The following is a 26,392-nucleotide window of genomic DNA, read 5'->3' on the forward strand; positions in this document are numbered from 1 at the left end:
AAGCATTGGCGCCGTGCTTACGGCTAATAAACAAAGGAGTTTTTACCATGAAGAAAGTATTTCAAAACGCTAAGCTGCAAGTCAAGATGAAGGGGCAAGACAATCCAGAAGGTGTTACCCGCACGTTGAGCAACGTCGCCGAAAACCTGACGGATGCACAAATTGCCATCATCAAGAATTTTATGCAGGCGATTACGAATGACGCTGTTTCTGAAATGAAACAAACCGTTGCCAACAAGTTAGAAATGGAACCAGCAAGCGCTGAATAAGAAAGGATCGATGTATAAATGAAGACTTTGAGTTTAACTTTTAAGGGTAGCCTCGGCAAAACACACGTCTTGAAGCTGAATTACGCAAAGGACGGTCTCGACAAGGACACGATGCTGAAGCAGATGAAGGCAATTGCCGCTTCCAATGCGTTCAGCAAGGATGGCGAAAACATCTACGCTACACCAGTCTCCGCTAAGTACATCAAAACGACTGAAGAGATCATTGTTTCTAAAGAAGACACCAAGCAACTGAAGCCAGCGGCATAACTTTTCCAAGAGGGTGGGAAATATTCCCATCCTCTTTTTTATTTTTGATGTTTGCGTCCCGGAAGATGACCGACATGTTCCTGACGCCAATCACGAATTAATTCCCACATATATCGGCGCTGCTGGGCATCCCCCTCGTGGGCATCCTGCAGTGTGGCATTGATGACGGCTCCAATCATCACGACCATCCCGGAAACGTCCAACCAAATCATCAGCATAATAAAGGCCCCGATGGTTTTGTAGGACGTAATGCTATTAGAGAAGACAACGGTGTAATAAGAAAAAATCCGCGAGAGTCCCATCCAGGTCAGTGATACGAGGACTGCCCCGACGATAACGTAGCGCAGGTGCACCCGTGCATTGGGCACGAAATAGTATAAAAGCGTGAGGGCAATAAAAAGCCCAGCGAAGGTGACCGGCCATTTCAGTGATGTAAAGAGTCGGATGTAGTGCATACTGAAGCCAAAGATCGGTTGCAAAGCTTTCAGGACTTGTTCCCCTAACCCATAAAGTAGGATCAGTGAGAAGAGGATTACAATTACGACGATCATCCAGACAAAGGAAACCACCCGGTTGATGACCGGGTTTTGGTTTTCGGCGACCCCGTAGGCGTGGTTAACGCTTCGTTGAAAGGCTGCAATCCCGGTACTCGTCGAGAAAAGCGCGATCAACAGCCCAGTTGTCAACGCACCGCTGCTTCCCCGCCGTAAAAAGGCGTAGACAAACGGTTTGATAAAGTTGTAGATTGACGTGGGAATAGCCGTCTGGAGATATGACGTCACCGTATTAGCATCCAGTCCCAGCATTGGCATCAAGTTGCCCACAATCATAATCGCCGGAAAAATCGACAAGAGACTGTAGTACGCCAGTACGGCTGCTGAAGCCGAAACCTGAGCCATCATGAAATGCTTCATGAACAAGCCGCAGAACTGTTTGATTTTGCCAGGTTCACGTCGCACCATTTCCACCTCACTCATAGATATGTACATTTTAGCAGGAAGTAAGCGGGAGGGGAATAGGAGTGGAGGGATCTTTGTGGTGGTTGTTGTTGGATATGAATGCTAATGATATAGTAATGGTGTACAGAACAAAACGAGCCGCTTAAAAGGCGGTGGCTTGTTACTACCTAGTAAATGAACTACTCAGTAAACCTGCCAAAGTTTTACGCTGAGCGGTTCTTTTTTCATTTTCGAAAATGATCGAACACGTTATAATACTGGCTGGGAGGAAGAAGATTTACAAAGTTCCAATGACAACGATGGCTGGATCTTAGAAAATTCAGCCACTTTGCAAATTCTAAATCAACAATGAATAAATCAAACCATCAACTAACAACAGCAACCAAGCGCAAATTTTTTGCCATCAGTTTAATTATCATCATGTGGCTAGGCTTCTTGCTACATGACCAGACCATCAACATTCTTATTACATTGCTCGTGTCGTTCTATCTTATTTTTGACGCATTTCATCGCGAAGAAAAATAATCAAGATATGATGCAAATAATCCCCGTTGGCAATCATGAGTCAATGGGGATTTATTTCTAATTAGTTTTAATGATCACCATAATGAGCTTTACATTGAATTATAGTAAACTCGCCATGAGCTTCAGGTATATATACTAATCGATCAACATGATTAATTCTTCTGGACCACGCACCACTCAAGTTTCCTTCCAACGGTTCTGGCTTTCCCAAACCTTTAAAAAGTCCTTCCCGCTGAATCGATTTAATCAATTTATTAATCCTTTTGAGTGTTTTCTTGTCTTCTTGTTGCCAAGCAACATATTCAGCCCATGCACCATCATTCCACTTGATCATGATTAATCCTCCAGAAGATCATGCTTAGAAATATGCTTGTTGTGTTTGTATTCGTTGTATCTTTTTTCCAACACCTTCATATTTTCATCACTGTAAAATGGACTAGCTTTTACTTCAAACGGAATTTTCTTTTCATTCACCAAAGCTTTTGTTGCTAATGTTATCCAAACAGAGAAATTAAGCCCCATATCATTAAGCAAATCTTCTGCTTCGTGTTTTAATTCTGGATCCATCCGAGCTGTTACTTTTGCGTCGTTAGACATAATAACGTGCCTCCTGTCTTACATAGTGTGCATATTGACTTACATTTAATGACATTGTATGACACTTTTTGGACTTATAGCAATACAAAAGCACCCTGCATTGCCAAATTCATCTAAGCAGTGTAAGGTGCTTATTTTAAATTGAATTTACTTCTTAAATTCCGCCGTTGCCTCTGCCAAGTACTTCGCGTAGTTGTCGTCGTACATGTACTTAGCATCGTATTCAGGATCTTGTGAAGTCAAGATCTTTGGACCATCATCGGTGATAACCAATGTGTGTTCGTATTGGCAAGAAAGACCACCATCGGCAGTCTTAGCCAGCCAACCACTAGGATCAGACGTATCTGCTTCCCAGGTCCCAGTATTGATCATTGGTTCAACGGTGATCGTCATTCCCTTGCGCAGACGCAGACCCTGACCGTGCTTACCATAGTGCGGAATCATTGGGTCTTCGTGCATCGTTGGTTGGATCCCGTGACCGACGAATTCACGAACATCGCCATAGCCGTTTTCGTCTTCGGTGTAGTGCTGAATAACGGCACCAATATCACCAACCCGGTTGCCAGGAACACATTGATCGATTCCCATGTACAAAGCCTTGTGGGTTACGTCCATCAGCTTCTTTACTTCTGGGCTTGGGGTGCCGACGACGTAGCTCCAGCATGAGTCAGAGAAAGCACCGTCGAGGTTAACCACCGTGTCAACCTTAACCAAGTCGCCGTCCTTCAGAATCAACTTCTTGCGCGGGAAGCCGTGGCAAATTTCGTCGTTGACACTGACACAGGTTGCGTACTTGTATCCCTCAAAACCGATTTGGGCAGGAATAGCGTGGTGACGCTTGAAGTATGCACGGGCGAATTCTTCGATTTCCCAGCTAGAAATTCCTGGTTTGATAATCGGACGCAGGCCAATGTGCATGCCGGCTAAAATAGCGCCGGATTTTTCCATAGCCTCAATTTCACGTGGTGACTTTAAACTAATCATTCTATAGATACTCCCTATTTATTAGTCTTCTTTAGTATACCACTCCGCGGCAATCAGCGGTGAAATGTGCTATACTGAGTCAAGCAAAACTTAACGGGAGGCATTACAATGGCAAGTGCATTAGTAGTTTACGCCACGATCACTGGTAACAACGAGGACGTGGCTGACATTATCGTTGAAGCCCTCAAAAAACAGGGTGTAGATACTGAAGAAACAGAAATCACGATGGCGGACCCCGCTGACTTCGAAGACGTCGACATCTGTGTCGTTTGCCCATACACTTACGGCGAAGGGACGCTGCCTGACGAAGGACTAGACTTCTTCGACGATTTGAAGGAAGAAAAGTTAGATGGCAAGGTCTTCGGTGTAGCCGGTTCTGGTGACAAATCATACGGTGAATACTACTGCAAGGCCGTTGACAGCTTTGACGACGCCTTTGCCCAAACTGGCGCTACCCGTGGCGGTGGCCCAGTTCACATCAACCTCAACCCCGACAAAGACGACATTGAGACTCTAGACAAGTTTGCTCAAGAACTGATCGACAAGGCTAATAAGTAGTAGGTTAGTATCGTGATCGCTAAACTGTGGAAAAAATATAAGCAGCTGGTGGCTTACCTCTTCTGGGGGGTAGTCACCACTGTTGTCAATATTGGGGTCTTCCAGTGGCTGAGTTCAGGCGTCAAAATGAACTACCAGGTAGCTAACGTGATTGCCTGGTTCCTGTCGGTATTGGTCGCCTACCTGACCAATAAAGTTTGGGTCTTTGGTTCACACTACACGACCGTCAAGGCTTTTGGAATCGAATTTGTAAAATTCTATTTCTATCGGGCCCTCACCCTGCTGATCGACGTGGCTTTCATGTTTGTCGGCGTGACGCTGTTAAAGTTCAATTCACCACTCCAGCAGTTAGTCGTCAAGACACTGGACAACGTCGTCGTGATCATCGCCAACTTCATTTTCTCGAAGTTCCTGATCTTTACGACCAACAAAAATATAATCGAAAGAACAAAATAGCTAAAACAAACCCAGTCACATCAGGCAAAAGCTTGATGTAGCTGGGTTTCTTATATGCGATGACTTGCCATTCATCATTTATTCTGCAGGTAATTTAAAATCAAATTGATAATCTTATCAGCAGCATAGCCTTCCCCAAACGGATTGGGAGCGGAGGACATTTTTTTGTAAGTGCGCTTATTATGTAATAACTCAAAAGCCGCCTGCTGAATCGTCGTCGGATCAGTACCAACTATCTTAGCAAAGCCGGCGATTAAGGCTTCCGGGCGCTCCGTCTTATCACGCAACAATAACACTGGCTTGTGCATTGCTGGTGCTTCCTCAACAACCCCAGCTGAATCGGTAACCAGCATGTATGATCTTGCGGCCGTGTTGAGGTACTCCCCTAAATTCATCGGTTGAACGACGTGCACGCGGTCACAACCAGTAAAGACCTGGTCCGCCTGTGTCATCACATCGTCTGATGGATAAAGGGGACAAATTAATGCCACATCGGGGTTAGTTTCGACGATATCACGCATCGTACGAAAAACGCGGTTCATCGCATCACCACGGTTTTCTGCACGCTGCATCGTCAACAGGATTATCCGCTGGTCATCCGGTAGTTGATCCAATAGCTTGCTGTGAAAATCATCACGCAAATTCAGCCGCACCGAATCCACCACGGTGTTACCCGTTACGAAGATTCGGTCGGATGGGTGGTGTTCCTGAAGTAAATTGTGGGCGGCATGTTGGGTCGGCGCAAAATAAAGATCGGCTAAAACGTCCGTCAACTGACGCTGCATTTCATCAGGAAACGGGTGCTCCTTATCATAGGTCCGCAATCCCGCTTCGACGTGGGCTAACGGCAAATGATGGTAAAAAGCGCAGAGACTCCCAGCTAGCGTAATCGTCGTATCGCCGATGACCACCATCATGTCGGGTTGAGCCGCGTTGATAACGTTATTAAAATTATGCATCATGTTACCGAGGGCTTCGAGATCACCGCCCTGATTCATCGATGGTGCCTGCAGATCAAAGTCCGGTTGCAAATCCAAGTATTTCAAGGCTTGTTGCAATAATGCCGAATGAGTTGAACTGACGATGATAACCGGTTGGAATTTTTCAGGATGACGCCGCATCGCTGAAATAATCGGGGCTAGCTTAATGGCTTCAGCCCGGGTGCCCAAGAAAAACATGATCTTAAATGGTACTGGCAACGTCATCCCCCTCTCATAATACTGTTAATTTTACCGCGTTGTTTTGACCAAATCGAGGTTAAATAACGAAGAAGGTTAGAAATTGCCAAGTAATTGTAATGTTTTTGTAGCCGTGGTTGTAGTATAATGCTCTTGTTGAATTTAGATTATAGGATATAAGGAGGACTCGTTAATGAAATTACAGCGTAAATTACCATTAGTTGTAATTACCCTGTTGAGTTCGTTGATGCTGGCAGCATGTGGCAATTCCGCTTCAAGTAAAACATCTTCTAGCAGCAAAGTCACTTCCAGCAAGGTCGTTAAACACAAGAAATCAGCAAGCAAAGTTAAGAATAACAAGAAGAACGCAAAGAGTGCTAGTTCTAAATCTTCTAGCAACAACAGTTCCCAATCATCAAACAGCAATGACAACAGCTCTAGCAGCGTGGACTCCGAAAGTGATTCATCCACGAGCTCAAGCAGCAATGCCACTGCCAAAACTAGCTCAAAGCAAAAACAGAGCCAGCAGTTGGGATTAGGCGATACTGCTGTTTGGACCGACTCTAAAGGTGTTACCCACCACGTTGATAGCGATGGGATGGACCGGCAAACTGTTCCGGGTCAAAGCCAGAGTCAATACAGTGACTGGTCAGGTCCACTACCGAGTGGTGCAACGATCCAGCATTCAAACAACTAAACACTTGTACTTAAAAAGCTCAGCGCTGTAAAAACGCTGAGCTTTTTTGATGGTCCCACCCAGGTTCGAACCGGGATCGACCGCTTAGGAGGCGGATGTACTATCCAGTTATACTATGGGACCGCAACATTGTTATTATCTCATCGTTGCTGGCCCCTGTAAAGAACAATCATCGACCAGAATTTTGTTTGCCTGCTTTCTTAGCAGCAGCCGCTTCCTGCTTACGACGCTTGAAACGGATACCTTTGTTCTTGTGATGACGATTCTTCTTGTGGCGTCGGGGTTTGGCAGGCCCATTGTTGGTTAGCTTGCGGCTCCAAAAGCCATAGTGCTTGTTGGCCTGTTTCTCCGCCTTCCGCTCTTGACGTTGACGCTGGTTAGCTGCAGCCGTATCCTTCTCCCCTTTGTTGTCCAAATGCAAGTCATGCTTGGTTTCCGGGACGGCTGGCAAAAGCTCCAGGTCATATTCGCTGTCCTTTAATAATTGGCGAAGACGACGAAAATCGTGGTCATCACCCAAATTATAGACAGTTCCCGGTTCACCCTGGCGGCCAGTTCGTCCAGCCCGATGCACGTACTGGTTAGCTTCCTTCGGCAGATCATAGTTGATCACAGCTGGTAGCTTGACGATGTCCAGACCCCGCGCTGCAACGTCAGTCGTCAGCAATAATTGAATCTGACGCTTACGCATCATCCGGAGAGCCTGAGCCCGCTTAGTTCCCCGCTCTTTACCGCCGAGGATAGCAATTTTAACCCCTTGGTGACGCATCCGGGCAGCCACGTAGCTGATCGTCCGCTGACTGTTGATAAACACTAAGGCCCGGAAATCGCGCTGCCGACACAGTTTTCGCAAAACTTCCGACTTTTGTTGATTATTACGGGCCCGCAGTAAATAATGGTGGACCGCACCACGGCTCTTATCGGTCTTGCGGACGTCACACAGCTGAATCTTCTGACCAAACATGTCTTCTAGCTGGTTGAAAACTGGCGCCCAGGTGGCGGAGAAGAAGCCAAGCTGGGAATCAATCGGGATCCGTCGCTCGATGTCCTCGACAACTGCTTCAGTATCGTCTTGAAGCAAATCATCGGCTTCGTCGATAATCAAGGTACGGACCGTCTTTAGTTCGAGCCGCCCCTGATTAGCCAAATCGAGGATACGTCCGGGTGTCCCGACGATAATTTCAGCATGTTCACGCAAACGTAAGATTTGCCGGCGAATGTTGGCCCCGCCTGTCAACGATTGGACATGGAGATTAAGGTAGCTGGCCCATTCTCTTAAAACACGGGTAGTTTGCATGGCCAGTTCTTGTGAGGGCTCCAACACTACCATCTGGACCCCGCCACCTTCGGATAAGTTCGGTAGGACTGGCCAGGTAAAAGCCAGTGTCTTCCCCGAACCCGTCGGTGCAATGCTGAGGACGGATTGACCCTGACTCAGCGGCTCAGCAACTGCCTGTTGGATTGCTGTTTGCTCTTTAAAATGCTTTTCATCAAAATGAATTTGAAATTGTTCAATCAATTCTCTTGCTAGCCCCCTAGTAATTTTCGTCTGATGGGAAGACCAAGTCTGCAGACTGACGCAGATCATACATCAGCTGGTTAACGTTTCGACTGATCTTGTGCCAACGATCGTATTGCTTAATTTCAGCAGGATCATCTTTGTGGTTGAAGAGCTGGGCAAAGTCCACCATTTCATCATAAAGTGGGTTTTGGTGCACTTCAGCCTTCAATTCATGAGCCTTTTTCTCTTCATCAAAATACGTGGCTTGGTGGAAATCCGTAGCATTATCCAGCCACATCGTGTCGCGCAGACCGTGAATTTCCGAACCGATGTACGTATTAGTTGTTTTGCTGAAATTCAACACGACAGTGAAGTCATGGTATTGCAGGACGGCAACACCTTTACCGTCCACTCCGGTCTCGACCAAGGTCGGGTAATAGACGCTGCTATCGGGCATACCAAATAAAGTTACAGCATCATAAACACAGTACACGCCGAGGTCTTGCAAAGCCCCGCCAGCGTATTCGAGAGTGAAGATATTTGGCATCGGGTCAGCATTCTCCAGCACCTTGTCGTAGCGCGACGAATACTGCATCATCGTGAAGGTAGCACCCTGCACTTGCTTCATCTGGGCCACTTGCTTAGCCATTGCCTTAAAGAGCGGCGTATGGATATGGCGGGCACCTTCGACCAAGCGTGCCTGGGGGTGGTTTGCCAATAGCTTATCGATCTCATGGTATTCATGGGGATTAACAAAAGCTGGCTTTTCAACGATCACGTCTTTGTCGTTTTCAATGGCCAGCCGGGCCTGCGGATAATGTAGGCTGTTCGGCGAAGCAATGTAAACGACAGAAAAGTCGCCTTGATCAAAAAAGTCCTCTAATGAGTCGTAAAATTCAGTAGCACCATACTTCTCGCCAAAATCCTTAGCCCGACTCAAATGACGGGAATAGACACTGGTCAGCTGGTACTCACCGCTTGCCTCGGCTGCCTTGAGCATCCGGTCAGTGATAAAGTTAGTCCCAATAATTCCTAATTTGAGCATCCAAAAACCTCCTTCGTACCAAGTTAAAACTGTTACTTTAATTTTAACAATTGTCGCACTGTTTTAACAGAATTGAAATCTAATCAAAATAAAAAGCTGTGTATAATAGAGGCAGCAAAATGAAAAAGCAATGATAAAAAGACTGGGACTATGAAATTACTAAGGAGACTTAATTTAATGAAGAAAAAAGGAACGTTACTTTTCGGCGCGGGTTTAATGGCTGGACTCAGCAGTACATTCGGGTTCAGTCATCAAAAGAAAAAACACCCGGCCCAGTCGCTTCCTATTTTTTACACCGGCACATGGCGTTACTATGATGTTCAGCGTGACCGTTCTCATTTAATCACCATTACCCCTGACCTCAAGCTCGACATTGATCACCAGGTGATTCCGGCCACGGTTCAACACATTGGCGCTGATAAGTTAGTTTACCTCGATAAATTTGGCTATCACATCACGATCAAAGCTAATAACAAACAACCAGCAGAGTTGATCGACGAAGCCGATGATCAGATTTACAACATCAAACCAATGAACTAGATGACAGTTCAAACATTTTCTTGAACTGATCCCATAGCAAAACAGATTAAGATGATTGCTCACAACGGGCAATCGTTTTTTTATTATTAAGCTTAGTCGAGTGCTATACTGAAACTATTGGTATTTCGATTCACAACAAGGAGCGTGAACTTTTTTGACAGCAACTATTCAAAAAATAGCGGTATACTGCGGAGCTAATAGTGGTAATGACCCCCACTTTGTCCGGGAAGCCAAACGTTTCGGCAAGCAGATGGCCAAACACCACATCGAGTTAGTCTATGGTGGCGGCCGGTATGGCATGATGGGCGCTGTTGCTAACGCGGTCCTTGATAATGGCGGTACCGTTCACGGGATTATTACCAAAGAATTGGCTGATCGGGGAACGGCACTCGAAAGACTGACCGACCTGCAAATCGTTCCCAATATGGACATTCGTAAGCAAAAGATGATGGATATGGCAGACGGAATGGTCGCCTTGCCAGGTGGTTACGGCACACTGGAAGAAATCAGCGAGGCTATTTCCTGGACGACGATTGGTGATAACCACAAGCCAGCTACCTTTTACAATTACGAAGGCTTCTATGATCCACTCCACAATATGCTGCGGCGGATGTACTACAAGGGCTTTGCAGAAAAGAGTTTCTTAGATGCCATCTATTTTGCCAACCACTTCCGTGACCTGATTAGCTTTATGGAACATTATAAGGCTCCAGCACACCGCCAATACAATCATAATTAAAGTTATCAAGATGAAAAAGACCCCCGTTACATCTCTTGCAACGAGGGTCGTTTTTTATTCCGCATTTAATTCTTTTTCTACTTCTGGGAAGAGGTCGATCACGTATTGACGCGCGCCCTCCGGCATGTCCAGTTTGACGTCTGGAGCGAATGTTTCCTTGTGTTTGCCGACTTTCAAGACGATTTTATCACCAACATCGAACTCAATTCCGAGTTTGATAGCGGCCATGACGAGACGGTGCGCCGTACTGCTGAAACGCTCATCCTGCTCAGCCAGCGGGTGTCCTAACCTTAAGAAATCGCTGTAACGGTCGTTAGCAATCTTCAGACCAAACGATAAAAGACTGTCTTCTTTCAGTTGGGAAGCTACCTGCCCACCAATCGTGAGCGATGGATCATCAAGACGCCGCCGGACAAACTTCAGTGCCATCTTGTATTTGCGGGGAGCCTGGTAGTCATTGATGAAAGTTTCCAGGCAAGTCAGAATATGGTCTGCCGCATCCTGCAGCCAATCAGGTTCTTCCAACGGGTCTTCCAAAGCAACTTCATTATTGCGTTCTTTGGCTTGAGCCAAGCGATCCGGTAAATTATCCGGCAATGGCATCATCAGACCATACATCATCAAAATTTCCAGAAAGTCTAAGGTGTCTGCGCTAATTCCGGAAAGAGCGAATGGATCGAGGTCAAAGGTCCGGAACTGGAGATATTTAACACCTTGCTTGATCATCGTCGGCAAGTTGTCATTTTCGCCCATTAATTCCGCATCCCCGTGTAGACGCACCGGGCCGAAGAATTCATCATAATCGGCATAAGTACCGTTAACGATCATGTCCTCTAACTGATGAACGTGTTCTTCCAGCGAGTTATACGTTACCTGCTCATCAGGCCGGTTCGTGAAACCATACTGCGAGCAACGCAGACTGCGGATTGGGTGATCGATATCGTCTGGAATATCATGCTTGACGTTCGGACTCGTTGGACTCGCACCATAAAGGTAGGTAAAGAGCCAACGGTGCAGGTAGAAAAATTGGGCCATCTTAAAGTACAGGTGGTTGCGGAAATCAGCTAAAGTCGGGAACTTTTCATGGTCTTCCAGTTCGTAAAGACGTTGGATCAAGGTTTCGTCTAAACTGTAGTTGACGCGCACTCCAGCGATGATTTGCCGCTTAATACCGTACTTCTTAATCAAGTATGAATTATAATCACTGATCCAGTAACGAGTCGAATGATGTTTCAAGAAATCCAGATCGTGCTCGTAAAGTGGTTCGGGTGGCAAGCTCAGTGGCCACAGTCGTTCATCCGACTGCAACTCACTGTACAGGGTCTGCTGTAAAAGATCCAGTTGCCGCACCACGTTTTCACTACCCTGCTGTGGCGAACTCTTCAGTTCCATCATATTGTCACTGATTACCGTCGTCAGGTAACGGTTAGTCCGCCGTGAACTCAAATTAGCAGGGTATGGGTAGCGGCTGGCACGCCCGTTGGTCAAAATCCGGTGTGTCTCCATCCGTGCCGCAAAACGTCCCTGGTACATCAGTTTGTTCAGTTCTGGTGTCCGCAGCGCGTCACTGAGTCTTTTCAGCTCGTCTGCCATAATCATAGCCTCCCTAGCGCTACGTTTTCGTGGCGCACATCATTATTCACACTGATTGTACACCATTCTTAGTTGAAATGCCTAGCCCAATTCAACGTCGATGGCTCGCTATGAGTCATTTATGTGAAGAACTATCGACAATCAATGAGCTGTAACCTGGTTACTCTGACCACTGGCATTATTTTGCGAGTTACTAGTTTTATTCTTGTTTTGATCAGTCTTTGGTTTCACCTGCCGTCCAAGGACATCACTGATCATCGCCAGCGACTGGGTAAACATATTGTTATAGGTACCAGGCACGTTCAAAACAACGAAGATTAAACGCCGTTTGCCGAAGACTCCTGTCCCAGAGAAGCAATCGCCAGCCTTATCGGTTTTCCCAGTCTTCAAACCATCCACCTGGCCGTAGTCTGGTTCCATTCCACATTTAGGAATCAGATAGTTGATATTGAGCATGTCGTATTTCTGGTGGTCATTAGAAGTGAAGTTAACGTGGTTGCCACTAGTGATCTTCAGAGCTGACGGGTAGTGTTGAACCAAATAACGGGAAATTTTGGCTACATCCAAAGCAGAGAACTGGTTTTCGGCCGAACTCTTAACACCCTTTAGCTTGAGCTTACCCATCGAACCATTGTCCAAGCCAATCATGTTGTAGATCTTAGCATCGCGCACGCCAGCTTTACGTGCCACCCGTTGCATCTTCTTGTTGAAAGCAGCAGTGCTACCGGCATCTTTGATAGCCAAGGCAGCCGTACTGCCATCAGCCGAAACGATCATCATCGAGTTAACGAGGTCCCGAACAGTATAGGAACGTCCCGTATCCAACTCGACGTTCGAGAAATGCCAATCATTGGCGATCTTGCCAATAGGCTTAGAGATCTTGATCTTGGTATTCCACCGCAATTTACCCTTATTAATGTCCTCTTCAATTACAGCCAGCGTCAAAATTTTAACAACCGACGCAATTGGCATCTTCTGGGTGGCATTCTGTGCATAAAGAACTTGACCGGTTTTGGCATCGATTGTCACCGCAGCCTTTGCCTGAACATGCTGACCCTTCTTTGCCCGCGTTTGGGTATTCGTAACCGTATTGACGGACTTTTTAGCAGCTAAAGCCGTTGCCGGGGCAACAACCGAACTAAGTGATAAGGCGGCCATCATGACGGTGGCCGCTTTAATAAATGAATGTTTGAATAGCACGCTTATATTTCTCCTTTAAGTACTAAAGAAGATTATAAGCAATTCTTTGTCATAATGATGTTAAGTTTCCCTTACGAATTGGTTATTATTTGCTAAGTTGGCTGAATTATTTGATCTTGGCGCCCAATTCAGCAGCTTCCTTGATGGCTGCCGCGTGCTTGCGTGAGTTCCAGGAATCTTCGCCGAGGACCAGCCCCAGATCTTCCCAACGCATGTACTTTTGTAATTGTTTGAAGTAAAGCTTCATCGAATCGTAAGCATCCCCGACGCCGTAGCCAGAAATCAAAACAGCGCTCTGCTTATCCTTCAAATCATGGTTGTGTTCGTAGAAACGGTCGATGACGGCTTTCAGTTCAGCGTTGATTCCGTAGTAATAGAGTGAGGTCACCAGCACCATCACGTCCGCGTCGATCATCTTCGGCATCACTTCACGACTGATCACGTCGTCGTCATGAATTGTCGTTTCATTGGCGTCTAACTTTAGGAAGTTCATTTCGTCTTGACGCAGGCCGGCATCGAAACGATAAACATCGTTGCCCGCCTTTTTAGATGCATCTTCAAAGGCATCGGCGAGGTCGAGGGAGCTGCCATGTGGGTGTGGGGTGCCAGTAATAATAACTACTTTTTTCATTGAAAAAGCCTCCTTAAATCTTACCTCCGTAAACTGGGAAGAGGTTTGCTTGACCATAATCGGTCATCTTCTTAACGTTTTCCAAAGTCTTCATATCTTCGTCACTGATGGTAAAGTCGAGGTCGGCGTTTTGCTTCATGTGTGCCGGATTTTCCGTCTTTGGCAAAACGACCATTCCTAATTGTAAGTCGTACTTTAAACACAATTGCGCTGGTGAAACATGGTACTTAGCAGCGATTTTCTTCACGTCTGCCTGGTTCAATACCGCGCCGTGACCAACCGGTGAATATGCTTCTACTTGAATATCATTGTCCTGACAGAACTTAATCAAATCTAGTGGCGTGTTGGCGATGTGAGCCAAGATCTGGTCAACAGCCGGCTTGACATCACTATTGTCCAAAATATTTTGCAGGTCATCCTGATTAAAGTTGGAGACACCGATTGCCTTCACCTTACCCTCCTTCATAGCATCAGTCATCGCGCGCCAAGCTTCGAGGTTACCTTTGAAGTGCCGATCATCTGACTGGTTGACTTCACGCCATGGCTGTGGACTGTGAATAATCAGCATATCTACATAATCTAGGCCCAATGTTGACAGGGATTCATCGATCGACTTAGTAACCCCGTCGTAGTCCTTCAGTTCGGCCGCAACCTTGTCCGTCACAAAAAGCTGGTCGCGGTCAACCCCAGATTCGCGGATACCCTTGCCCACACCTTGTTCGTTACCGTAAGCCTGAGCGGTGTCGACATGACGGTATCCCAACTTAATTGCATTTTCGACAGCTGCAGCGACATCGTCATTATCGATTAACCAAGTGCCCAGCGCCATCTTGGGAATCTCAACCCCATTATTTAATTGATAGTTTTCTGCTAAAATTGTCATTGTTCCTGCTTCCTTTACTTGATTTGCTACTTTTAGTTTATTGGAACAGACTATCAATGTAAAATAGTTATTTTAAATTCAATTACATGCATTATTGCTATGGATAAGAGGCCCTATTGATGCAAATTATTATTGCCCCAGCCAGAAAAATGACGATCGATACCGACAGTTTGCCGGTCGAACAATTGCCAGCCATGTTAAACCGCACCCAAGAGATTTTGAGAGCTTTTCGCCAGCTGTCCTACGATCAAGCTCATCGGGTCTGGTGGAACTGCTCTGCTAAAATTGCTGAACCTAACTACCGCTGGTTGTTTAAAATGGATCTCAAGCGCAACTTGACCCCTGCCCTGCTGGCTTTTACCGGTTTGCAATACCAGTACATGGCTCCTGACGTCTTTTCAGAAAAAGCCTTAAACTATGTTCGCCAGCACTTGAGAATTCTCTCTGGTTTCTACGGCGTCCTCCGTCCTTTCGACGGGGTGGTGCCTTACCGCCTAGGGTTGGGCGACCGCCTGCAAGTCCATGGTTACAAGAATCTTTACCAGTTTTGGGGCGACAGCATTGCCCGCCAATTAGTAAAGGACGACCAACTCTGCCTGAATCTAGCGTCGCACGAATATTCCAAAGCTGTCTTTGATCATCAACAAGCTGGTCAGCGGATCGTCACTTGCGTCTTTGACCAGCTAAAAGATGGTAAGCTGAAACAGGCCACGACCCGGGCTAAGATGGCGCGCGGTCGGATGGTCCGTTTTCTCGCTGAAAATGGTATCGACAAGCTGGATGATGTCAAAAAGTTCCACGATGACGGTTTTATCTATGCCCCATCGCATTCTAGCGCGGATCAGTTGGTCTTCATTCGGAACGTCCCAGCAAAATGAAATTTCAATGAGATCTTGACGAGGAGCCTTTAATGGGGTTTAATAATAGACATATCAAGAGAGAATTTGAAAAGAAGGTCGTTATCATGAAACTAACAGCACCATTGAATAATAGTTATTATTTCGGGCAATTTGCGTTTTAAATTGCCCGGGTGCATTTGTGTGTTCCCGGTCTATATCTCGGGATCATGCGTTTCTGATAGCGTAATAAATAGCCAGCCGTGGTCCTGGAGAATATCTCCGCCCGGCTGGCTTTTCTTTGTCTATAATTAATTTGAGGAGGGATTAGTGATGGATAAATTAATAGCAATCCGGCAGCAAATCAACGGTCTCAACGACCAGTTGGCTGGTCTTTTAATGCAGCGACTACACCTGGTTCAAGAAGTTGGCCGCATTAAACAGCAAAATGGTTTGGCAATCAAGGACAGCCAACGTGAAAATGACATTTTAAACGAACTCGGCGCCAAGAGCAGCGACCCTGCGACATCCACCTACCTGAAAGATATTTTCCAGGAAATCATGAAAGCCAGTCGTCAAGCCGAAGCAGAAGTCAATAAGCATTAATTAAGAAAGCAGGCATTCAAATGATCGATTATTTAACCGCGGGCGAATCACACGGCCCACAACTGACAGCTATCATCACCGGCATTCCCGCCGGCCTAACCATCGACCCCGACAAAATCAATGCAGCCTTAGCAGAACGCCAGGTCGGTTACGGACGCGGATTACGCCAACAAATTGAACATGACACCGTCCAAATCGAAAGCGGTGTCCGTCATGGTAAGACACTGGGATCACCGATCACGTTAGTGGTTCAAAACCGTGACCATGCTAACTGGGGGACCGTCATGGACCCATTTGGCAAAGCCGGACGTGAAGATGCCAAGCGCGCCCTCACTGATCCCCGACCGGGTCACGCAGACCTGGTTGGTGGCATGAAGTACGGCCAGTCCGACCTGCGCAACATCCTCGAACGCTCTTCTGCCCGCGAAACTGCCATCCGCGTAGCTGTCGGTAACGTCTGCGAACAGCTGTTGGCCGCCCTGGACATTCGTTTGTGCGGATTTGTCCGTCAATTGGGGCCAGCAAAGTCAAGCGTTCAGGAACCCCTCAACGTCAAAAAATTAACCAAGGGGATCCAAAATGACGTGCGTTGCTTTGATCCTGCCATGGTTGACAAAGCCCACGCCGCTATTGATGAGGCCAAGAAAAAAGGCGACACCCTCGGTGGCATCATCCGGGTGGTCGCTAACGGGGTACCAGCTGGTCTAGGTAGCCACACGGAATGGAACACTAAACTTGACGGCCAAGTGGCTGGCGCTGTAATGGGCGTCAATGCCGTGAAGGGCGTCAGCTTCGGTATCGGTTTCGACGTGGCAAGCGTGCCTGGCAGTCAAGTGATGGACGAGATCACCTGGGATGATGGCGACGGGTTTTCACGTTCCTCCGACCACCTCGGCGGATTTGAAGGCGGGATGACCAACGGCATGCCGATTGTTGTCAACGCCGCGGTTAAGCCAATCCCGACTCTGACCCGGCCGCTGGAAACGGTCAACATCCTAAACCACAAGGAGGCAAAGGCTAGTCGCGAACGTTCAGACACCAGCGCCGTCGTCCCCGCTTCCCTCGTGATCGAAAATGTCGTTGCCATCACCCTGGCACGGGCAATCACTGATACCTTCGACAGCAACAACCTCATCCGTTTGCAGAACCAGCTCGCTGACTACCGGCAGGAACTGCGTGGTTACTAAGGAGGAATGGCGATGACACAAGTTAAATTATCATCAGCACCACTTGGCTTACATGGTCACCTCCAGATTCCCGGTGATAAAAGCATTTCCCACCGGGCAATCATGTTAGGAGCCCTTAGCCACGGCATCACTACCATCGACCACTTTCTGACGGGCCAGGACTGCCGCACTACTGCTGAAGCCTTTCGACAACTCGGCGTATCAATTACTATCGACGATGATCACGCTGTTGTCCACGGCGTGGGGCTCGATGGTTTACACGCCCCTTCAGCAACCTTAAACATGGGCAACTCCGGCACCACCACCCGTTTGATGATGGGCATTTTAGCTGGCCAACCCTTCGACACGCGGTTGAGCGGTGATGATTCTCTCAACAAACGGCCGATGAAACGGGTCAGCGAACCCCTTACACACTTTGGCGGTGAGGTTATCACCAGTGAGGGCGGGACCCTGCCGGCAACTGTGAAGGGGCACCATTTACATGCAGCCGACGTCCAGTTAGCCGTGGCCAGCGCCCAGGTCAAGAGCGCCATGATTTTTGCGGCACTCCAAGCCGACGGTGTTTCCACCATTCGCGAAAAATTACCCACGCGTAACCATACCGAACTGATGCTGCGCCAATTTGGTGCTGACATCACAACGGCTGATGACCAACTGACGATCACGGTCCACCCCCATCCTAACCTTGAGGGGCAACATGTTCTTGTGCCCGGCGACATCTCCAGCGCGGCCTTCTGGATGGTGGCAGCGGCTATCACGCCTAACTCGGCAGTCACCCTGGACAAAGTCAACCTCAATCCCACCCGGACGGGCATCATCGACGTCCTGAAAAAGATGGGTGCGCAAATGGACATCAAGCAGCTAGCTAGCGACGGTGAGCCGCTGGGCGACATCCACATTGCCAGTAGCCAGCTCCGTCCGATTACCGTCACTGAAGATGACGTTCCAGCGATGGTCGACGAACTGCCCCTGGTTGCACTGCTCGCTGCTAAAGCTAGCGGCACCAGCAAAATCACGGGCGCCCAAGAACTGCGTGTCAAGGAAACTGACCGCATTCATACTGTTGCCACGACGCTTCAGCAGTTCGGCGTGGAAGTCAAAGAATTGCCGGACGGATGGTTGATTAAGGGCCGGCCTGATTGGCAAATCCAGGATCCGGTGTTTACTAGTTATGGTGACCACCGTTTGGGAATGTTGGTTGCGATCGCTTCCTTAACCAGCTCAGTCCCACTAACCTTGCAAGGCGCTGATGCCATCAGTGTTTCCTACCCCGGATTTTTCGACGATCTGAAGCACCTAACAGGAGGTGGCCATTAGTGAAAGTTATTTTAACTGGCTTCATGGCCAGTGGCAAAAGTTCAGTCGGCCAACGATTGGCAGAGATGCTAGACTGCCCTTATACCGACTTGGACGAAGTGATCGAGAAAACTGCCGGCAAAGACATCCCCCGAATTTTTGCTGACGACGGCGAGAATGCATTTCGTACAATGGAGCACGATGAATTACAGCACGTCATCAATCAACCGGGAATCCTAGCAACCGGTGGTGGCACTCCAGTACGAAAAGATAACCAGGAAATATTGATGAAGTCTTCAGCATTCATCGTCCTTTTGGAGGCGTCACCAGCAGTAATTGCTGACCGCTTGTGCCAACAATCCGGGCGCCCGCTTGGTGACAAATTGGATGAGACAGGAATCGCTAAATTGCAGCAACAGCGCGCTAGGGCCTATCACCGGGTAGCTGATTTAGTGATTGCAACTGATCAACTAGATGTCGATGCGATTTGCCAGACGATATTAAAGGCATTGTAATAAGAAAAGGCATGGTCGTTGCTGCGACCATGCCTTTTCTAGTTATGAAGAAATATTCAAATCAATTTGATCCTAAGCCAGAGACTTCTTCAGGAAGTCTTCGATCTTGTCGAATGGAATCAGGTCCAGCTTGTCGTAGAGGTCAACGTGACCAGCGCCTGGGACCAGGTAAAGTTCCTTCGGATCCTTCAGTTGCTTGTAAGCATCCTGACTGAAGTAGAGGGAGTGAGCTTGGTCGCCGGCAATCAGCAGAACTGGACGTGGTGAGATGTCTTCCAAGTGGTCCAATAATTCGTAGTTCATGAATGCCAGGTTACTGGACAGGGTGTGTTCAGCAGTAGCATTGTGAGCGTAACCACGTGGTTGAGCGTAGAAGTCAGCAAATTCCTTCAGTACTGGGTTCGGGTTGTCTTCAACCAGAGCCTGCATCTGCATTGCCCGGGAGTTGTCTAAGGCTGGACGACCAGTCTTAAAGTCTTCCCAACGTTGTTCAGCGAACTGCTTTTGGGCAGCCTTCCGTTGTTCATCAGTCATCGTGTTGCCAAGACCATCGCGAACGTAACGAGAAATGTCGTACATACTTGCAGTTACGACAGCTTGGATACGTGGGTCAACTTGGGCAGCGCTCAGAGCAAAAGAACCGGAGCCACAAACACCGAGGGCAGCGATCTTGTCGCGGTCAACGAATTCTTGGACACCAAGGTAGTCAACACCAGCAGAGAAGTCTTCACTGTAAATATCTGGTGAAGAAACTTCGCGAGGCGTGCCACCACTGTAACCGTAGAATGATGGGTCAAATGACAGGGCAACAAAACCGCGCTTAGCCAATTGATTACCATAAACACCAGCAGCCTGTTCCTTAGTACCACCGTAAGGACCACCAACGACGACAGCCATGTGCTTTTCAGACTTGTCAAAGTTCTTTGGCAGGTAAAGGTCTGCGTCCAGCTTAATCCCATAACGGTTTGGGTAAGTGACGTGGGTGCGAGTTACGTTTTCGTCTAAGTCAAAAATGTAGTTATCCATTAGGTAAATCCCCCATTATATTTTTTTTGATTTGGCAATAGGCTGAATAGCATCAAATGAATGCCCGTTGCCTCATCAGTTGATGTTTTAAGTATATGGTGGATTTGCATCAATGTAAAATATCCATATTTAATAGTCATTGATGCTTTTTACGCATTAATGATTTTTCATCACCGAACTCGCATACGGAACATGCATATGCGCCGGCACATCGTCCCAATGAACTGGGTAGCCGGCACCGTGAGCACAGAAAACGGAACCTGGGGTATTAGGTAGATCGCTAACTGGATCGTAGTCAGCCTGCTCAATGACTTGCTTGGCATCATGGCATGGCCGGTAGCCATCGACCACACATTCCAGTTGCCCCTGACCGTGAGTATACGAACGAACTTGTTGCGCATAGTCACGCATCGCACTGACTGGCGCTGTTCCCGTAATCACCGTCTGTGATCCCTGCTGTTGTGGTGCATCCACTTGACCGCCCATTCGCTGGATATCGGTTAACGCGTGACCGACACTCTGCTGGTCCAGAGTCAACCGAAAGGAATACCAGGGCTCCAACAACTGGCAAGCACCGACACGGCGTAATTCCATTAATCCTTGACGGACTGCCCGCCATGCTGCTTCACGAAAGTCGCCGCCGACAGTGTGGACAATATTGCCTTTACCAGCAACCAAGGTCATTTTCACGTCGGTGAGGGGAGCCCCAATTAGGACGCCGCGGTGCTGTTTGGATCGAAGGGCAACCAAGATTTGGTGCTGCCACGACAAATCGAGGACGTCCCCGCTGAGATGGGCCTCATAGTGCAGACCACTCCCCCGTTTTGCCGGTTCCATCAATAAATGCACCTCTGCATAGTGCCGCAGTGGTTCAAAATGACCGACTCCCTCAACTGGTTGGGTTATCGTTTCCTTATACAGAATGCTGCCGGACGTGAAGTGCACGTCAATTTGGGCTTCGTCGTGAAGGCGTTGCTGGAGCACTTCTAGTTGCACCTGGCCCATTACTTGAACACGAATTTCTTGGAGTTCCTGATTCCAGATCACATCGAGCAATGGATCTTCGTCTGCTAAACGCTTAAGGGCATTCAAACACTGTTGGACATTATCATTGCCCGATACAACCGTATATGACATAACCGGTTGAAAGAATGGCCGACCGCTGTCGTGAGCATTGCCCAAGCCTTGACCAGGAAAAGTCTGGCTTAAGCCCGTGACTGCACAGCACCCGCCTGCCGGAATTTCCTGGGAAATATCAAAATGCCCGCCATCATAAATCCGTACTTGATCGGCTTTTTCACCATCTACCAGTTCTTGTTTAGCCTTGAGTTGACCGCCCAAAACCCGCAGCCAAGTCAAGCGATTTCCTTGAGAATCATGGGAAATCCGAAAGACACGGGCAGCAAAATCATTCGACCATGATCGTGCCACGGTCCAATGGCTCAATCCAGCTAACAACTGAGCAACACCTTCCCCCTGGAGGGCTGACCCATGATAGACGGGGAAAAGAAGGCGTTGCCGAATCATCGCCCTGACTTGGTCGTCACCAAGCTGCCCACTGTCCAGGTAGGCTGCCAGTACATCATCGTCTTGCATAGCGACCTGTTCCTTCAGTTCATCCGTCAAACCTTGATCAAATGCTAGGCACCCGCCGGCTAAATCTTGCAACTGGTCCAGTGTACCCTGGTAATCAGCACCCAAGCCATCACACTTGTTCACAAAGATCATGGTCGGCACCTGGTAGCGGTCCAGTAAACGCCACAGTGTCCGCGTGTAGCCGGTAACCCCATCGGTCGCTGACACAAGTAAGACCGCATAATCTAACACCCGTAAAACATCTTCCGTTTGGGCCGCAAAGTCGACATGTCCCGGGGTATCAAGGAGGGTTAGCTGCAGGTCCTGAGTTTGTAACTGCGCCTGATGAGAGAAAATGGTTATGCCGCGTCGTTTTTCTTCCTGATCAGGATCCAGGTGGGCGTTGCCACGGTCCACCCGGCCGAGCTGCCGAATTGCCCCGCTTTGGTAGAGCATTGCCTCAGACAACGTTGTTTTCCCAGCATCCACCGGGGCAATAATCCCCGCCACAATCTTTTTCATACGTTTCACCTCGGCTCACATTATACGCCCAAGCTTGATGGACATGCTATCAATCAAGCGCTATCATAGTCATTAACACAAAGTAAGTAAATAAAGGAGTCGTTTCCATTGAAAAAAGGCGTTTTACTGATTAACTTAGGCACTCCTAAGGCACCCACGGCCCAAGAAGTGCGGCCATTTCTCCATCGCTTCTTAGGCGATCCGCGCGTTATCAATACTCCCAGAGCAATCTGGCTGCCCATTCTCAACCTGATGATCCTGCCCAAACGACCAGCTGCTTCCGCTGCCAAGTACAAGCAAATCTGGTCCAGTGAACATGGATCTCCGCTGGCCTACTACACTCAGCGGCAAGCAGTACAATTGCAGAAATTACTCCCCGACTACCTGGTCGACTACGCCTATTCCTACAGCCATCCATTAATTAGCGAGGGGCTTCAAAAGATGGCTGACGCTAATGTTGACCAGCTGACAATCATCCCCATGTATCCCCAATATTCCACGACGACGATCGGTTCCGTGATGGACGACATCAACCGTTTTTACTACCGCCGCGCCCGTGTCCCAGAATTACACTTGGTGAGCGGTTTTGCCGACCGAAGCGACTACCTAGACTTGTTGGCAAGTAAGATCCAGGCCGAATTGGACAAGGCCGACTATGATCAGATTATTATGTCATACCACGGCATCCCCGTCTCCTATGCCGAAAATGGTGACCCTTATCCGCAGCAATGTGACGCTACCACTGATGGAGTGAAACAACGCCTGAAGACCGATGTGCCCGTTATGCAGACCTATCAATCAAAGTTTGGTCCGGCGGAATGGCTGACGCCGGCAACCGCCGATACCATGAAACAACTACCTAGCAAAGGCGTGAAACGCGTTCTCGTTGTCTCCCCCGCCTTCGTAGCTGACTGTCTGGAAACGATCCAGGAACTCAACGTGGAAAACCGTAGCTACTTTATGGATAATGGTGGTCAGCAGTTTAAGCTTGTCCCTTGTTTCAACGATGACCAGGCCTTCACCCAGGTACTGGCCAATATCGTCAACAACCGATAATGCTCACAGAAGACCAACAGCTGATACAAACGGCGCCTTTGACTATTCCTGTTGCATCCCGTGTTCACCATGAAGAAAAAGACGGCTACCAACAAGTCGAATTTCAGTGGAATAATGGAAATTGGCAATATACCGCGCGCTGGCATTCCGCCTTACCAGGAGCCAAAATTATCACCTACCCTAGCTGGCAGGTCGAGCGGGTGCATCCTGGTTTAGGTTATGGCCCGGATCATCACCCACGCCTTCAGCAAAGCTTATCAAGTCAGGGGCAGTGGATTGACACAGAGAAAGTGCACCAAGCCGCCTGGCGCTTAGGCCATGGCAAAGGCCAGCGGGCTGATGAGAAGCTCATTCTTGCAACGCATTTCCACATGAACTAAAAGAGATGGATCAGCAATCTCAAGAATTGCAAAATCCATCCCTTTTTTTGTGGTCCTGTTGGCTAGTAATTCAGCTTCATCAGCAGTGACCCCTTCTTCACCATGTCACCAAGACACTTCATAGCCAGGTCATGAGCCTTCTTAGCAGTCTTTTCGTTGGTGTCCATCAGAAGTTTCTGTTGAGCAGCAGCGTCGCCAGCATCAGCAAACTTAGCGTCCGTTTCCGCAATGTTGTGGCGTCCTGCCGCAAGGGTATTGCGGTCAAGATCTTCCAGACTAGCATTGTAACGCCAGTTGTGGTCGTCACCCATCGTTGCAATCGTATGGGTTAACCAGTACATATTATTGATATCAAATTTCTTGCTGGAATCACGGTATGGTGCCGGCGTATCGGTAACGTTAGTGTAGAACGGTGCTAGCCCATTATACGGATTTGGTCCGTAAGCCAACCAGATAATCCCGGCTTCGGCAGGATCAACATCCGACCGAACTTCGAGAACATGAACTTCCTGGTTACGTTGAATCCCAATTGGCCGGAACTTGTGCTTCCCATCTTCAGTACCCTCATATGTATCGTACTTGGTATGTTGGTAGTGAGAACTCAAAGCGTATTTGACGTCTTCGATTGTCAGCAGATGTTCAGGTTGTTTGGCAAACGGCATCTCCGGATCATCCGGCCGCAAATCATCATGCGGATTGAAGAGGTGCTGGATGTACCACTGCCGTGGAATGTTGTAGCCATAATCGGAATCATTGTGACTGCCAAAAATATGACGGAGATTGTAACCTTCGCGATCGATGTTGAGGTGGTTGTCAGCAATCATCTGTTTCAGGTCAGCAGAGGACATTGTATCGTCGCTGTCAAAATCAAAATCGGTAATGCTAAACCAGTTAGGTGCAGCAACATAGCAGTCATCAGGAACCCGCTTAGCAGCCCAGTGGTGACCACCGATTGTTTCCATGTACCAGATTTCGTTGGCATCCCCAAAGGCAACCCCGTTGGATTCGTATGTTCCATACTTTTCCAGCAACTTGCCAAGACGTTCGACACCTTCACGTGCACTATGGATGTACGGCAAAACGATCGTAACAAAGTCTTCTTCACCGATCCCCTTGGGATTCAGCGGATCCACGCCGAGAACCCGTGAGTTCGTTGTACTGGTTTCAGTAGCCGACATGGAGACGTTCGACGCATTGATACCGGCTTCACCCCAGTAGCCATCCTTTTTAATATCAGATTCCAGTAAGGAAGTGTAGCGCTGCGGGTCCGTTGGCAGTTCCAGCTTCAGCTTATTATGAACACTCTGGTAGTGAACCGGTTGATCAGCCGGCTTAATAACGACGAAACGCTTGGGATTAAAGGCAGTGAAGTAGTCTTCATTCCGTGATACTAAAGGCGCACCATCAGCGCTGGCCTTTTTACCAACCAAAATTGTTGTACATGGCATTTTATCGATCCTTTCTCAAACTATCACTTACATGAGTACGTTTTCATTATAGCTTATTGCTCATTCAATCACCAGTTAGCAACTTTTCAAAACAAAAGAGTCACTCAGTTTCCCTTTCACCAGGATAGCTAAGCGGCTCTTTTTAACTAAAATAGGCGAGACTGCACGATATAGCGAGGCCGGTGCTTCACCTCAACCATTACCTTGCCAACATACTCACCGACAAGTCCGATACTCATCAACTGGGTACCACCAATCAACCAAAGCGAGATCATCAACGGTGACCAGCCAAATGAACTAATGCCTGCCAGGCGGCCAACGATACTGTAAATTCCCATCAAAACAGCCAGCAAACATGCCACCGCTCCGGTCCACAAGATCATCCGCAGAGGGACTACCGTTAACGACGTGATGCCATTCCAGGCTAAGGCTAACATCTTTTTTAATGGGTACTTCGACGTCCCCGCTTGCCGTGGTGTTCGCTTATAGTAAACTTTCGCCGTTTTAAAGCCGAGTTTGGGTACCATCCCCCGAATAAAGAGGTTACGCTCGGAAAATTTTAAAAACTCGTGAACTGCCCGCGCATCCATCATCCGAAAGTCAGCTGAATCGGCAACTAGGTCGACTCCTAAGTGTTTCAGTAACCCATAGTAGGCTTCAGCTGAATTGCGTTTAAACCACGAGTCCGATTGACGGTTATTGCGCACGCCGTAGACAATTTCGCTGCCCGCACGATAGTCACTGATCATCTGCGGAATGCAGTCCGGATCGTCCTGCAAATCGGCATCAATTGTGATGACCAAGTAAGCTCGATCAACCGCCGCTTTCATTCCCGCTAATAGCGCTTGCTGGTGCCCAAAGTTCCGCGAAAATTGCAAACCATCAACAGCTGAAGTCTTTTCGTGCCAACGTTTAACAATCTGCCAAGTTTGATCCGTGGAACCATCGCTAACTACTAAAATGTTAGAACCATAGTCGATTTCTCCATTAGCCTTCATCTGGTCCTCAATTTTGATAAGGCGCTCTAGAGTGGACGGCAGAACTTCCTCTTCGTTATAAGCCGGCACCACAATTGTCAGCTGAGGCAGGTGGGTTTTATCCACGGTCATAGTAAATGTTTTTGTTTGCGCGTAATTGGTCGTTTGCATCATCAATCGTCCCTTTCTCAATTATTTGAACCCTAGTTTAATCAAATGCTGGGACCAAACCAGTAAGGGAAACTAACGGCTAACTAAAGGTTATTTAGAAATTCAATAAAAATGACGGCCTCACGGCGAGTAAAATTCAAAGATTTTCAGAATGTAAAAAGCCGGAAAAAGCAAT

30 protein-coding genes and 1 tRNA gene are annotated in these 26,392 nt (G+C 47.9%); 15 read left to right on the forward strand and 16 right to left on the reverse strand.

Annotation, left to right across the window (positions count from 1 at the left end):
- The first annotated feature begins 47 nt into the window (after positions 1-47).
- Entirely contained in the window at positions 48-269 is a 222-nt protein-coding gene (locus AB3114_RS04550) for a hypothetical protein (RefSeq protein WP_367342077.1), read from the forward strand.
- 18 nt (positions 270-287) lie between these two features.
- Positions 288-536 carry a DUF2922 domain-containing protein gene (locus tag AB3114_RS04555; protein ID WP_367342078.1) on the forward strand — a complete coding sequence of 83 codons (249 nt, stop codon included), beginning with the start codon at positions 288-290 and terminating at the stop codon, positions 534-536.
- 38 nt (positions 537-574) lie between these two features.
- Here the strand turns inward: AB3114_RS04555 and AB3114_RS04560 are convergent, their stop codons facing one another.
- On the reverse strand, positions 575-1,495 hold the full coding sequence (locus AB3114_RS04560) for a YihY/virulence factor BrkB family protein (protein ID WP_367342117.1): 921 nt from the start codon (positions 1,493-1,495) through the stop codon (positions 575-577).
- Between the two features lie 348 nt (positions 1,496-1,843).
- On the opposite strand from AB3114_RS04560, the gene AB3114_RS04565 reads away from it, so the two are divergent.
- Positions 1,844-2,020 carry a hypothetical protein gene (locus AB3114_RS04565; RefSeq protein ID WP_367342079.1) on the forward strand — a complete coding sequence of 59 codons (177 nt, stop codon included), beginning with the start codon at positions 1,844-1,846 and terminating at the stop codon, positions 2,018-2,020.
- Positions 2,021-2,087: 67 nt separating this feature from the next.
- Here the strand turns inward: AB3114_RS04565 and AB3114_RS04570 are convergent, their stop codons facing one another.
- The 3 genes from AB3114_RS04570 to map form a co-directional block, all read right to left on the reverse strand.
- Positions 2,088-2,357 (reverse strand): Txe/YoeB family addiction module toxin, encoded by a 270-nt coding sequence (locus tag AB3114_RS04570; RefSeq protein WP_367342118.1) that lies wholly within the window; start codon positions 2,355-2,357, stop codon positions 2,088-2,090.
- A complete protein-coding gene (locus tag AB3114_RS04575; protein WP_367342080.1) occupies positions 2,357-2,617 on the reverse strand; it encodes a type II toxin-antitoxin system RelB/DinJ family antitoxin in 261 nt (86 codons plus the stop codon). The genes AB3114_RS04570 and AB3114_RS04575 overlap by 1 nt, the downstream gene beginning before the upstream one ends.
- A 147-nt stretch (positions 2,618-2,764) precedes the next feature.
- Positions 2,765-3,601, reverse strand: a complete 837-nt coding sequence (gene map, locus AB3114_RS04580) for a type I methionyl aminopeptidase (protein ID WP_367342081.1) — start codon at positions 3,599-3,601, stop codon at positions 2,765-2,767.
- A gap of 108 nt (positions 3,602-3,709) precedes the next feature.
- On the opposite strand from map, the gene AB3114_RS04585 reads away from it, so the two are divergent.
- The gene (locus AB3114_RS04585; protein WP_367342082.1) at positions 3,710-4,159 is read left to right on the forward strand and encodes a flavodoxin; all 450 of its coding nucleotides are present in this window, start codon (positions 3,710-3,712) and stop codon (positions 4,157-4,159) included.
- Positions 4,160-4,171: 12 nt separating this feature from the next.
- Complete coding sequence (locus AB3114_RS04590; RefSeq protein WP_367342083.1) at positions 4,172-4,615, forward strand: GtrA family protein; 444 nt, start codon at positions 4,172-4,174, stop codon at positions 4,613-4,615.
- A 74-nt stretch (positions 4,616-4,689) separates the two neighbouring features.
- Here AB3114_RS04590 and wecB read toward each other — a convergent pair whose 3' ends face one another.
- Positions 4,690-5,814 (reverse strand): non-hydrolyzing UDP-N-acetylglucosamine 2-epimerase, encoded by a 1,125-nt coding sequence (gene wecB, locus AB3114_RS04595; protein WP_367342084.1) that lies wholly within the window; start codon positions 5,812-5,814, stop codon positions 4,690-4,692.
- Between the two features lie 172 nt (positions 5,815-5,986).
- Here wecB and AB3114_RS04600 point away from each other — a divergent pair, with 172 nt between their 5' ends.
- On the forward strand, positions 5,987-6,490 hold the full coding sequence (locus tag AB3114_RS04600) for a hypothetical protein (RefSeq protein WP_367342085.1): 504 nt from the start codon (positions 5,987-5,989) through the stop codon (positions 6,488-6,490).
- Between the two features lie 50 nt (positions 6,491-6,540).
- Here the strand turns inward: AB3114_RS04600 and AB3114_RS04605 are convergent.
- From AB3114_RS04605 to AB3114_RS04615, 3 genes are all read right to left on the reverse strand, one after another.
- Positions 6,541-6,613 (reverse strand) — tRNA-Arg (locus tag AB3114_RS04605).
- A 46-nt stretch (positions 6,614-6,659) separates the two neighbouring features.
- Positions 6,660-8,009, reverse strand: a complete 1,350-nt coding sequence (locus AB3114_RS04610; RefSeq protein WP_367342086.1) for a DEAD/DEAH box helicase — start codon at positions 8,007-8,009, stop codon at positions 6,660-6,662.
- Positions 8,010-8,025: 16 nt separating this feature from the next.
- Positions 8,026-9,036, reverse strand: coding sequence for a Gfo/Idh/MocA family protein (locus AB3114_RS04615; RefSeq protein WP_367342087.1), 1,011 nt, complete (start codon positions 9,034-9,036; stop codon positions 8,026-8,028).
- 177 nt (positions 9,037-9,213) lie between these two features.
- Between AB3114_RS04615 and AB3114_RS04620 the strand changes: the two genes are divergently transcribed.
- Both AB3114_RS04620 and AB3114_RS04625 read left to right on the forward strand, forming a co-directional pair.
- Positions 9,214-9,576 (forward strand): DUF4828 domain-containing protein, encoded by a 363-nt coding sequence (locus AB3114_RS04620; protein ID WP_367342088.1) that lies wholly within the window; start codon positions 9,214-9,216, stop codon positions 9,574-9,576.
- A 154-nt stretch (positions 9,577-9,730) separates the two neighbouring features.
- Positions 9,731-10,315 (forward strand): TIGR00730 family Rossman fold protein, encoded by a 585-nt coding sequence (locus AB3114_RS04625; protein WP_367342089.1) that lies wholly within the window; start codon positions 9,731-9,733, stop codon positions 10,313-10,315.
- A gap of 54 nt (positions 10,316-10,369) precedes the next feature.
- Here the strand turns inward: AB3114_RS04625 and AB3114_RS04630 are convergent, their stop codons facing one another.
- The 4 genes from AB3114_RS04630 to AB3114_RS04645 form a co-directional block, all read right to left on the reverse strand.
- A complete protein-coding gene (locus tag AB3114_RS04630; RefSeq protein WP_367342090.1) occupies positions 10,370-11,908 on the reverse strand; it encodes a glutamate--cysteine ligase in 1,539 nt (512 codons plus the stop codon).
- A 141-nt stretch (positions 11,909-12,049) separates the two neighbouring features.
- Positions 12,050-13,108, reverse strand: a complete 1,059-nt coding sequence (locus tag AB3114_RS04635) for a D-alanyl-D-alanine carboxypeptidase family protein (RefSeq protein WP_367342091.1) — start codon at positions 13,106-13,108, stop codon at positions 12,050-12,052.
- Between the two features lie 106 nt (positions 13,109-13,214).
- Positions 13,215-13,739 carry a flavodoxin family protein gene (locus tag AB3114_RS04640; protein ID WP_367342092.1) on the reverse strand — a complete coding sequence of 175 codons (525 nt, stop codon included), beginning with the start codon at positions 13,737-13,739 and terminating at the stop codon, positions 13,215-13,217.
- A 13-nt stretch (positions 13,740-13,752) separates the two neighbouring features.
- Positions 13,753-14,622: an aldo/keto reductase gene (locus tag AB3114_RS04645; RefSeq protein WP_367342093.1), complete on the reverse strand. Its 870-nt coding sequence runs from the start codon at positions 14,620-14,622 to the stop codon at positions 13,753-13,755.
- A 119-nt stretch (positions 14,623-14,741) separates the two neighbouring features.
- Here AB3114_RS04645 and yaaA point away from each other — a divergent pair, with 119 nt between their 5' ends.
- The 5 genes from yaaA (at position 14,742) to AB3114_RS04670 (ending at position 19,062) form a co-directional block, all read left to right on the forward strand.
- Positions 14,742-15,500, forward strand: coding sequence for a peroxide stress protein YaaA (gene yaaA / locus AB3114_RS04650; RefSeq protein ID WP_367342094.1), 759 nt, complete (start codon positions 14,742-14,744; stop codon positions 15,498-15,500).
- Positions 15,501-15,791: 291 nt separating this feature from the next.
- On the forward strand, positions 15,792-16,064 hold the full coding sequence (locus AB3114_RS04655) for a chorismate mutase (RefSeq protein ID WP_367342095.1): 273 nt from the start codon (positions 15,792-15,794) through the stop codon (positions 16,062-16,064).
- A 20-nt stretch (positions 16,065-16,084) separates the two neighbouring features.
- Positions 16,085-17,251 (forward strand): chorismate synthase, encoded by a 1,167-nt coding sequence (aroC, locus tag AB3114_RS04660; RefSeq protein WP_367342096.1) that lies wholly within the window; start codon positions 16,085-16,087, stop codon positions 17,249-17,251.
- 12 nt (positions 17,252-17,263) lie between these two features.
- Positions 17,264-18,568 (forward strand): 3-phosphoshikimate 1-carboxyvinyltransferase, encoded by a 1,305-nt coding sequence (gene aroA, locus AB3114_RS04665; protein WP_367342097.1) that lies wholly within the window; start codon positions 17,264-17,266, stop codon positions 18,566-18,568.
- A complete protein-coding gene (locus AB3114_RS04670; RefSeq protein WP_367342098.1) occupies positions 18,568-19,062 on the forward strand; it encodes a shikimate kinase in 495 nt (164 codons plus the stop codon). The genes aroA and AB3114_RS04670 overlap by 1 nt, the downstream gene beginning before the upstream one ends.
- Positions 19,063-19,134: 72 nt before the next feature.
- Here AB3114_RS04670 and AB3114_RS04675 read toward each other — a convergent pair whose 3' ends face one another.
- Entirely contained in the window at positions 19,135-20,088 is a 954-nt protein-coding gene (locus AB3114_RS04675) for an alpha/beta hydrolase (RefSeq protein WP_367342099.1), read from the reverse strand.
- 156 nt (positions 20,089-20,244) lie between these two features.
- On the reverse strand, positions 20,245-22,185 hold the full coding sequence (locus AB3114_RS04680) for a GTP-binding protein (protein ID WP_367342100.1): 1,941 nt from the start codon (positions 22,183-22,185) through the stop codon (positions 20,245-20,247).
- A 108-nt stretch (positions 22,186-22,293) separates the two neighbouring features.
- On the opposite strand from AB3114_RS04680, the gene hemH reads away from it, so the two are divergent.
- Together hemH and AB3114_RS04690 are read left to right on the forward strand one after the other, a co-directional pair.
- Positions 22,294-23,241 (forward strand): ferrochelatase, encoded by a 948-nt coding sequence (gene hemH / locus AB3114_RS04685; protein ID WP_367342101.1) that lies wholly within the window; start codon positions 22,294-22,296, stop codon positions 23,239-23,241.
- Entirely contained in the window at positions 23,241-23,621 is a 381-nt protein-coding gene (locus tag AB3114_RS04690; protein ID WP_367342102.1) for a hypothetical protein, read from the forward strand. Before hemH ends, AB3114_RS04690 begins: the two co-directional genes overlap by 1 nt.
- Positions 23,622-23,683: 62 nt before the next feature.
- On the opposite strand, the gene AB3114_RS04695 is transcribed toward AB3114_RS04690, so the two are convergent.
- Positions 23,684-25,069 carry a C69 family dipeptidase gene (locus AB3114_RS04695; protein ID WP_367342103.1) on the reverse strand — a complete coding sequence of 462 codons (1,386 nt, stop codon included), beginning with the start codon at positions 25,067-25,069 and terminating at the stop codon, positions 23,684-23,686.
- A 146-nt stretch (positions 25,070-25,215) separates the two neighbouring features.
- Entirely contained in the window at positions 25,216-26,157 is a 942-nt protein-coding gene (locus AB3114_RS04700) for a glycosyltransferase family 2 protein (RefSeq protein WP_367342119.1), read from the reverse strand.
- Between the last annotated feature and the right edge of the window lie 235 nt (positions 26,158-26,392).

Origin of the sequence: Limosilactobacillus sp. (assembly GCF_040772465.1) — a bacterium.
Classification (GTDB): domain Bacteria; phylum Bacillota; class Bacilli; order Lactobacillales; family Lactobacillaceae; genus Limosilactobacillus.

What these genes read in the sequence shown, in the direction of transcription:
- AB3114_RS04575 (WP_367342080.1), bottom strand. Translation starts at nt 2,617, where the DNA reads ATGTCTAACGACGCAAAAGTAACAGCTCGGATGGATCCAGAATTAAAA.
- map (WP_367342081.1), bottom strand. Translation starts at nt 3,601, where the DNA reads ATGATTAGTTTAAAGTCACCACGTGAAATTGAGGCTATGGAAAAATCC.
- AB3114_RS04640 (WP_367342092.1), bottom strand. Translation starts at nt 13,739, where the DNA reads ATGAAAAAAGTAGTTATTATTACTGGCACCCCACACCCACATGGCAGC.
- AB3114_RS04550 (WP_367342077.1), top strand. Translation starts at nt 48, where the DNA reads ATGAAGAAAGTATTTCAAAACGCTAAGCTGCAAGTCAAGATGAAGGGG.
- AB3114_RS04645 (WP_367342093.1), bottom strand. Translation starts at nt 14,622, where the DNA reads ATGACAATTTTAGCAGAAAACTATCAATTAAATAATGGGGTTGAGATT.
- AB3114_RS04565 (WP_367342079.1), top strand. Translation starts at nt 1,844, where the DNA reads ATGAATAAATCAAACCATCAACTAACAACAGCAACCAAGCGCAAATTT.
- aroC (WP_367342096.1), top strand. Translation starts at nt 16,085, where the DNA reads ATGATCGATTATTTAACCGCGGGCGAATCACACGGCCCACAACTGACA.
- AB3114_RS04675 (WP_367342099.1), bottom strand. Translation starts at nt 20,088, where the DNA reads ATGGATAACTACATTTTTGACTTAGACGAAAACGTAACTCGCACCCAC.
- AB3114_RS04655 (WP_367342095.1), top strand. Translation starts at nt 15,792, where the DNA reads ATGGATAAATTAATAGCAATCCGGCAGCAAATCAACGGTCTCAACGAC.
- AB3114_RS04620 (WP_367342088.1), top strand. Translation starts at nt 9,214, where the DNA reads ATGAAGAAAAAAGGAACGTTACTTTTCGGCGCGGGTTTAATGGCTGGA.
- AB3114_RS04630 (WP_367342090.1), bottom strand. Translation starts at nt 11,908, where the DNA reads ATGGCAGACGAGCTGAAAAGACTCAGTGACGCGCTGCGGACACCAGAA.
- AB3114_RS04555 (WP_367342078.1), top strand. Translation starts at nt 288, where the DNA reads ATGAAGACTTTGAGTTTAACTTTTAAGGGTAGCCTCGGCAAAACACAC.
- AB3114_RS04585 (WP_367342082.1), top strand. Translation starts at nt 3,710, where the DNA reads ATGGCAAGTGCATTAGTAGTTTACGCCACGATCACTGGTAACAACGAG.
- AB3114_RS04695 (WP_367342103.1), bottom strand. Translation starts at nt 25,069, where the DNA reads ATGCCATGTACAACAATTTTGGTTGGTAAAAAGGCCAGCGCTGATGGT.
- AB3114_RS04680 (WP_367342100.1), bottom strand. Translation starts at nt 22,185, where the DNA reads ATGAAAAAGATTGTGGCGGGGATTATTGCCCCGGTGGATGCTGGGAAA.
- AB3114_RS04615 (WP_367342087.1), bottom strand. Translation starts at nt 9,036, where the DNA reads ATGCTCAAATTAGGAATTATTGGGACTAACTTTATCACTGACCGGATG.
- AB3114_RS04600 (WP_367342085.1), top strand. Translation starts at nt 5,987, where the DNA reads ATGAAATTACAGCGTAAATTACCATTAGTTGTAATTACCCTGTTGAGT.
- yaaA (WP_367342094.1), top strand. Translation starts at nt 14,742, where the DNA reads ATGCAAATTATTATTGCCCCAGCCAGAAAAATGACGATCGATACCGAC.
- AB3114_RS04690 (WP_367342102.1), top strand. Translation starts at nt 23,241, where the DNA reads ATGCTCACAGAAGACCAACAGCTGATACAAACGGCGCCTTTGACTATT.
- aroA (WP_367342097.1), top strand. Translation starts at nt 17,264, where the DNA reads ATGACACAAGTTAAATTATCATCAGCACCACTTGGCTTACATGGTCAC.